Annotated in this window: 6 protein-coding genes, 1 pseudogene and 1 riboswitch; of the genes and pseudogenes, 6 read left to right on the forward strand and 1 reads right to left on the reverse strand. The window is 36.1% G+C overall.

The annotated features are described in order from the left end of the window. Nucleotides 1-110, forward strand: a pseudogene (locus tag RTL21_RS22970) (5'-methylthioadenosine/S-adenosylhomocysteine nucleosidase family protein); the annotation flags it as partial. A gap of 291 nt (nt 111-401) precedes the next feature. Here RTL21_RS22970 and RTL21_RS22975 read toward each other — a convergent pair. Next, nucleotides 402-890: a QueT transporter family protein gene (locus RTL21_RS22975; RefSeq protein ID WP_031539217.1), complete on the reverse strand. Its 489-nt coding sequence runs from the start codon at nt 888-890 to the stop codon at nt 402-404. A gap of 11 nt (nt 891-901) precedes the next feature. After that, nucleotides 902-946: riboswitch (PreQ1 riboswitch) on the reverse strand. Nucleotides 947-1,175: 229 nt separating this feature from the next. On the opposite strand from RTL21_RS22975, the gene RTL21_RS22980 reads away from it, so the two are divergent. From RTL21_RS22980 to RTL21_RS23000, 5 genes are all read left to right on the forward strand, one after another. Then, nucleotides 1,176-2,036 (forward strand): EamA family transporter, encoded by an 861-nt coding sequence (locus RTL21_RS22980; protein WP_031539216.1) that lies wholly within the window; start codon nt 1,176-1,178, stop codon nt 2,034-2,036. A 426-nt stretch (nt 2,037-2,462) separates the two neighbouring features. Beyond that, complete coding sequence (locus RTL21_RS22985) at nt 2,463-3,029, forward strand: ECF-type riboflavin transporter substrate-binding protein (RefSeq protein WP_312099485.1); 567 nt, start codon at nt 2,463-2,465, stop codon at nt 3,027-3,029. Between the two features lie 107 nt (nt 3,030-3,136). Further along, on the forward strand, nt 3,137-4,855 hold the full coding sequence (locus tag RTL21_RS22990) for an ABC transporter ATP-binding protein (protein ID WP_312099487.1): 1,719 nt from the start codon (nt 3,137-3,139) through the stop codon (nt 4,853-4,855). After that, nucleotides 4,840-5,667, forward strand: coding sequence for an energy-coupling factor transporter transmembrane component T family protein (locus RTL21_RS22995; protein ID WP_312099489.1), 828 nt, complete (start codon nt 4,840-4,842; stop codon nt 5,665-5,667). Before RTL21_RS22990 ends, RTL21_RS22995 begins: the two co-directional genes overlap by 16 nt. Before the next feature lie 62 nt (nt 5,668-5,729). Beyond that, complete coding sequence (locus RTL21_RS23000) at nt 5,730-6,968, forward strand: M20/M25/M40 family metallo-hydrolase (RefSeq protein WP_031539208.1); 1,239 nt, start codon at nt 5,730-5,732, stop codon at nt 6,966-6,968. The last annotated feature ends 341 nt before the right edge of the window (nt 6,969-7,309 follow it).

A 7,309-nucleotide genomic window follows, 5' to 3' on the forward strand; every position in this document is an offset into this window, starting at 1 on the left:
GAAACGCTGATAAATTTGAATCAAATATGGAACAAATTAATGTTTATTTAGAAAATACCCCCAAAGTTATGAATAAAATATTTGGCGAATATTTAAAGAGATTTATATAAATGAATTTTAATGAAGAGTATTTTCTTGAAAAAGTTTGTTTTAATTATTTGTGAAACAGCGTAATTATACTAAGTTTACTTTATTTAAGTATAAAAATACAGAAAATGGATGTGGTTATTCCTATTTCATGGAACAGGGTTATTCCATGGGAAAGCCTTCAGAGAACAAAGAATGATTGGATTTTAATAGTCCATATTAAATACTAATATATATTTCATATAAAAGAAAAGGAATAAAACTAAAAAAGATCAAGATAATCTTAATGAGCAAGATTATTTTGATCTGTTTATTTAATCCATTAACTTCCCAAAGGAAATCCGTTTATTTAAGAAGTGCATAATAGGTATTCCGATTGCCATGACAACAAATTCACCAATAGCTGTCGTTCCCCAAGTGATTAAGAAAGGGAATCCAAGTGCAAGATGCAATTGAAAGGCAATAATAAACATATTAAAAGTAAATACAAGTGTATTAATGATCATTCGTAAAAGATGACTTTTAACAAACTTGCTTATACCAATTGTGATTAACAAACAAATAATGGAATGAGCAACCCCAAAAGTTAAATCGTATAGCTTGATGGTTGAAAGGAATAAGTTTGCTAAAAATACGCCAACGACAATCCCATATATATATTTTTTGTTAAATACAACTAGATGATTAAATAATTCCGAAACGCGATATTGAATGTTTCCAAATGCAATTGGCGCAATTGCAATCGTAACAGCAACATATAATGCTGCCACCAAGCCGTTAACTGCAAGTGTTTTTGTTTTCATTTTTGCTTTTCTCTCCCTTAGTTTTTTTACGTGGGATGGTCTCGAACCACGTTAAACGATATCTTTCACACAGTGAATAATCATATAATAGATACCGTATGTCCGTCAATGGAATTTTATCCCGATTTAAACAGGAAGTAAGAATAAAAAGAGTGAAAACGGTATTTTTCCCAATAATTGTTCATCGAGAGGGGCTGTGTATGAATAAACACGATTTTACACGGATAAGCAAACGGGAGTCTTATTGAAACTAAGATAGGAATATATAGATCAAGAGGTGATTCAATGAGTGTTATATTGGCACTACTAGCAGCAGTATTTGCAGCATTAACAGGAATATTTGCAAAGATAGGAATTAAAGATGTAAATTCAAATTTAGCAACGGCAATTAGAACAATTGTTGTATTAATCATGGCTTTATTAATGGTTTTGGTTACGAAACAATTAGATAGTATATTTTTTGTTAGTAAGAAGTCTCTTGTCTTTCTAGTTTTATCAGGAATAACAACAGGTCTATCATGGCTCTGCTATTTTAAAGCAATCCAAATTGGCGATGTTTCAAAAGTAGTTCCAATTGATAAATCGAGTGTTATTTTAACGATTCTTTTTTCGTTTGTTTTTTTAGGAGAGCCTGTGACGACGGCAATTGTCATCGGCGGTACGCTAATAGCGATAGGAACTTTTGTTTTAATAGGAAAAATTAAAAAGAGTGCTGAAACATCGTATTCCAATTCATACATATTTTTAGCGTTGCTATCAGCAGTATTTGCGGCATTAACAGCGATTCTCGCCAAGATTGGGATAGAAGAAGTAGATTCAAATGTGGCTACCTTTATTCGTACAATCGTTATTATTATTTTTGCTTGGGGAATAGTCTTTTTCCAACGAACGCAAACACAAATAAAAACAATATCTAGAAAAAGCTATCTTTTCTTAATCATATCAGGAATAGCAACAGGATTGTCATGGCTTTGCTTTTTTGCAGCAATCTCTATTGGAAAAGTATCCATCGTAGCACCAATTGATAAGTTTAGCGTCGTCATTACCGTCATTTTAAGCATTATTATCTTAAAAGAAAAGCCAACGAAAAACACACTGATTGGCTGTGTGATTATTACAATAGGAACAATATTTCTTTTATTTTAAAGTGGATACTAAGAGACCTTTACTATACATCAAGTATATTTAGGTCTTTTTTATAGAATAGAGGGCTCAGATTTCTTGAATTTCTTTCTTAACTAACACGAATTGCCAAGAGGTATCTTGCATGAAAGGTTGTAATCTTGTAAGATAATGTTAATTGTTAGAAAAATAAAAGTTTTCAAATAATAAGGCTTATTTTAAATCAAAGTGACATAAGAATAGGTTAACTACACATGAATGAGAGGAAGGATGAAACATGGGAGCATTCGTTTTCAGTCTGGCTTTGGAGTGATGGGACGGTATGTGCCATGTATAAAAAAGGAACTGGATTAAATTGGAAGATATAAATCGAATTGATTACATAGGGTTAAAAAACTTGGTTTTTCTATTAAAAATAATATAGAAGAAAATAAGGGGGGAGACAAAAAAATGGGAAGAAAAACCGTTTTATCAACAAAAAATGTTGTAGCAATTGGGATTGGTGCCGCTATATTTATTATTCTAGGAAGATTTGCCGCTATACCTACAGGAGTTCCAAATACATCCTTTGAAACCTCCTATGCTTTTCTTGCATTAATGTCTGTAGTATTTGGACCAGTCGTAGGTGGGCTAATAGGATTTATAGGTCACGCATTAAAAGATATTCTAGTATGGGGCTCACCTTGGTGGAGCTGGATCATTGTATCTGGAATAGTCGGAGTTGGGTTTGGTCTAGCTTGGAAAAAAATAAACATAAGAGAAGGCATTTTTGGCTGGAAACAGATACTTACATTTAATGTTGTCCAAATAATCGTTCAAGCAATTGGCTGGTTCGTACTGGCACCTCTATTGGATGTGCTAATTTATGCAGAACCTATCAATAAAGTTATTTTACAAGGGCTAGTTGCAGGCGGTTTAAATATCGCTACAGTAGCAGTGCTTGGAACATTATTAATCTATGCTTACTCCAAAACAATTAGTAAAACTAATAGCTTAGAAAAAGAAGAGACATTTTAGCAAATTGGCCAATTATAGGAAGTGGACCATATGAACGACAGTTTGTTCCCAATTACTGAGTTTCGAGAATACAACGAGATATATGTTTTTAAAAGTGGGAGAGTAGGATGAATAAACCAATAATAGAGTTTAAAGATTTCGGCTTTAAATACAGGAGTCAGTCTCAGCCAACCTTATCGAATATCAATCTAACAATCTATGAAGGGGAAAAAGTGTTAATCGTAGGACCTTCTGGATCCGGAAAGAGCACCCTGGCTCATTGTGTAAATGGATTAATACCTTTTTCTTATGAAGGCGAGATTTCAGGGAGCCTTAGGATAAAAGAGAAGGAAACTAAATCGGAGACTATTTATGAGCTATCCCAATCTGTGGGAACTATATTGCAAGATTCAGATACTCAGTTTATTGGATTAACAGTAGGAGAGGATATTGCATTTGTATTAGAAAATAATCAGGTTTCCTCGAAATTGATGCGAGAAAAAGTAATGGAAGCAGCTTCTTTAGTAGGGATGGAGCAGTATCTAGATGCTTCGATTCATCAACTATCTGGCGGACAAAAGCAAAGAGTCGCATTAGCAGGTGTCTTAATACAAGAAGTAGACATATTACTTTTTGATGAACCACTAGCAAATTTAGATCCGGTAGCTGGCAAACAGGCGATGCATCTAATCGCAGACATTCATAAAAGGCATAATAACACCATTATTATTATTGAACATCGATTAGAAGAGGTATTAGAGGCAGAGGTCGATCGGATTTTACTCATTGATCATGGAACCTTAATAGCAGATCTTTCTCCCCAGGAATTACTCACTTCTAGCTTATTAGATAAGCATCGTTTGAGAAAACCACTTTATGTAAAACTATTACAGGACGCAGGCGTTAGTTTGCCTAATCATATACCCATTCACCCTCTGTCTATGATTCCCTTAAAGGAATATAGACAGAATGTAATCAAGTGGTTTCAAGGGAGAAGTCGAGAATTACAACGAAAAAAACAAGCGACTTTACTAGAAGTAGATAAGCTGTCTTTTACTTATCCAAATCAGAATAGAGGGATAAGAAATTTGTCTTTTTCATTAGAAAAGGGAGAAATGGTCAGCATTGTTGGGAAAAATGGCGCTGGGAAATCGACTCTTGCTAAGCTAATTAGTGGGTTTGAAGTGCCGAAAGAAGGGTCCATCTTCTTAAATGGTATGGATATTACCAAGCTTACCATTAAAGAAAAGGGGCAAAAAATAGGATTTGTCCTCCAAAATCCAAATCATATGATTTCAAAGCACTTGATTAAGGAGGAAGTTGCATTAGGTCTAATCAATCAAGGGATGAATCCAACTGAAATAGAGAAGAGAGTAAAGAAAGTACTGAATATATGTGGCCTGCTTCCTTATCGGAAATGGCCGATTTCTGCTTTAAGCTATGGGCAAAAGAAGCGGGTAACGATTGCATCCATCTTAGTATTAAATCCGGAGATATTGATATTAGATGAACCAACCGCAGGACAAGACTTATATCATTATACAGAAATAATGGATTTTTTACTCGAGTTAAATCGCACAGGAATAAGTTTGATGATCATTACTCACGATATGCATTTAATTCAGGAATATACAAGTAGAACGATGGTGCTAGCGGATGGAGAAATCATCGCAGATAGCAGTCCTGCGAATATATTAACAAATCCACAAATAATGAAAGCTGCCAATTTGAAAGAAACGTCTCTCTATGAAATGGCAAAGCTTTTGCAGGTGGAAAGTCCAAGTGAATTCATTGACGCATTTATTTCATATGAGCAAGAGGGGAGAAAAACATGGCAGAAATGCTAGCCTATTTAGACAAAAATTCACCCATTCATCGTCTTGCCGGCGCTACTAAATTACTTTGTTTTATACTATGGTCCCTTGCAGCCATGCTTACATATGATACGCGGATATTAGTGTTCATGCTAGTCATTGGACTTACGCTGTTTAAATTATCTAAAATTCGCTGGAAAGAAGTTTCCTTTGTTGTACTCCTTTTTGGTTTATTTCTTTTGCTAAACAATATAGCTATTTTTTTATTTTCACCGAAACAAGGCGTCGAAATTTATGGCACGGAGCATTTGCTTTTTTCACTAGCAGGTCCCTATGAGGTAACAACAGAGCAGCTGTTTTATTTGTTTAATGTGACATTGAAATACTTTACGGTTATTCCAATCGCTCTATTATTTATTTTAACGACCAATCCTAGTGAATTTGCTTCATCCTTTCATCGGATTGGCATAAGTTACCGCATTACCTATGCAATTAGTATAACCTTGCGCTATATTCCAGATATTCAAAGAGATTACCGCAATATCGCCTTATCCAAGCAAGCTAGAGGAAATGATTTATCAAGAAAGGCTTCTCTTATAACACGTGGGAAAAATGCAATGGGAATCATTATTCCATTAATCTTTGTAAGCTTAAATCGAATTGAAGCAATAAGCAATGTGATGGATCTAAGAGGATTTGCCAAAAAGAAAACGAGAACTTGGTACCGGGAAAAACCATTTGATATAGGAGATTATCTCGCTATTTCACTAATAGCAATTTTATTTATTAGTAGTATTGTTATTACCTTTTATGATGGTCAACGATTCTACAATCCTTTTGAGTAGAAGCTATGGGACAGTAAGAATCAGCATTTTAATCCCAAATACAAAGAGAGTAGGAATGAGATATGTCGATTATTGGAATGAATAAAATGGAAAGTGTATTTACGAAAATGCTTGAAAATCAGCTTGTAAAAGAAGGACTCGTGTTTTTGCAAGAGGATGATGAGAACACATTAAATGAACAAATTGAGCTTACCTTAGTTCCAGCTCCGTCCTTTCAGGAAGCAGAGAAAGGAAAGCTTTTTCAATCGAAATTAGCATCATTTGGTTTAGATGATATTCAACAGGATCGGCATGGGAATGTATTTGGAATAAGATATGGAACAGGAAAAGGACCAAGAATCTTTGTCTGTGCCCATTTAGATACAGTATTTCCGGAAGGAACAGTCATTACAGCAGAGTGGAAGGATGGAAAAGTGTACGCACCTGGAATATCGGATGATGGAAGAGGACTAGCTGCAGTGTTGACGGTTTTACGTGCTTTTCATAAAACGAATATTGAAACAGAAGGTGATATTATCTTCGGAGCAACGGTTGGGGAAGAAGGATTAGGAGACCTGCGCGGCGTGAAAGGCTTGTTTAAGGATAGGGAGGATATTGATGCATTTATTTCCCTAGAGCCTGGTACGCCAGAAGAGATTACCTATTTAGGGACAGGCAGCCACCGCTATCATGTAACGTATAAAGGCTCTGGTGGTCATAGCTTTGGGGATTTTGGAATACCGAGCGCCATACATGCTTTAGGTAGAGCGGTAAGTGAAATGGCAGATTTAGAAACACCGCTTGATCCGAAAACGACTTTTACAGTTGGTACCATAACTGGAGGAACTTCTGTCAATACGATTGCGCAAGAGGCAAGCATGATGGTTGATCTACGGTCTAATTCACAAGAAGAACTTCTTCAGTTAGAGGAAAAGGTATTGGTTATTTTGGAAAAAGCGGCAGAAGAGGAAAATAACCGCTGGAGCAGTGAAAAAACAGCGATTGAGGTTGTGATAAAACAAGTTGGAGATCGCCCAGCAGGAACACAAGATCCAGAGGCTGCGATTGTTCAAACGGTTATCGCAGCCGGAAAAAGCATCGGGTTAACACCTGTTCGTTCATCTGCTAGTAGCACTGATTCAAATGTGCCGATCAGTTTAGGAATCCCTGCTGTTACATTAGGAGCAGGAGGAGCATGCGGTGGCATTCATACGTTAGAAGAATACTTTGATCCAAAAGATGCATATCTTGGCCCACAAAATCTATTTTTAACAATTTTAGGATTAGTAGGCATAAAGGATAGTACCGAGCCTTTATTGTAAAGTTGGCTGGAGTGGGGTGGGAAAAGATAAGTTTTAGTAAAGCTGTCTGCAACGTAGAAGTTGTCGATGGCTTTTTTTGTGGGAAATTAAGTGGGGCGATGCGTCTGCGTCTGTGCCCGTAGGTTGGGGAGAATAGGGCAAAAGGGAATAGAGAATCCCTATCAGTTACCATTAGACAGTTGTGGAAGAGAAAAAGGTAATAGAGAGCTATTCTCTAAGCCCAAAGCATAGGGGAAAAGGAGAAAAAGGTAACAGAGAGCCGTTCTCTAAGCCCAAAGCATAGGGAAAAAGGAGAAAAAGGTAACAGAGAGCCGTTCTCTAAGCCCAAAGCATAGGGAAAA

Origin of the sequence: Niallia sp., from assembly GCF_031978665.1 — a bacterium.
GTDB lineage: Bacteria > Bacillota > Bacilli > Bacillales > Cytobacillaceae > Niallia.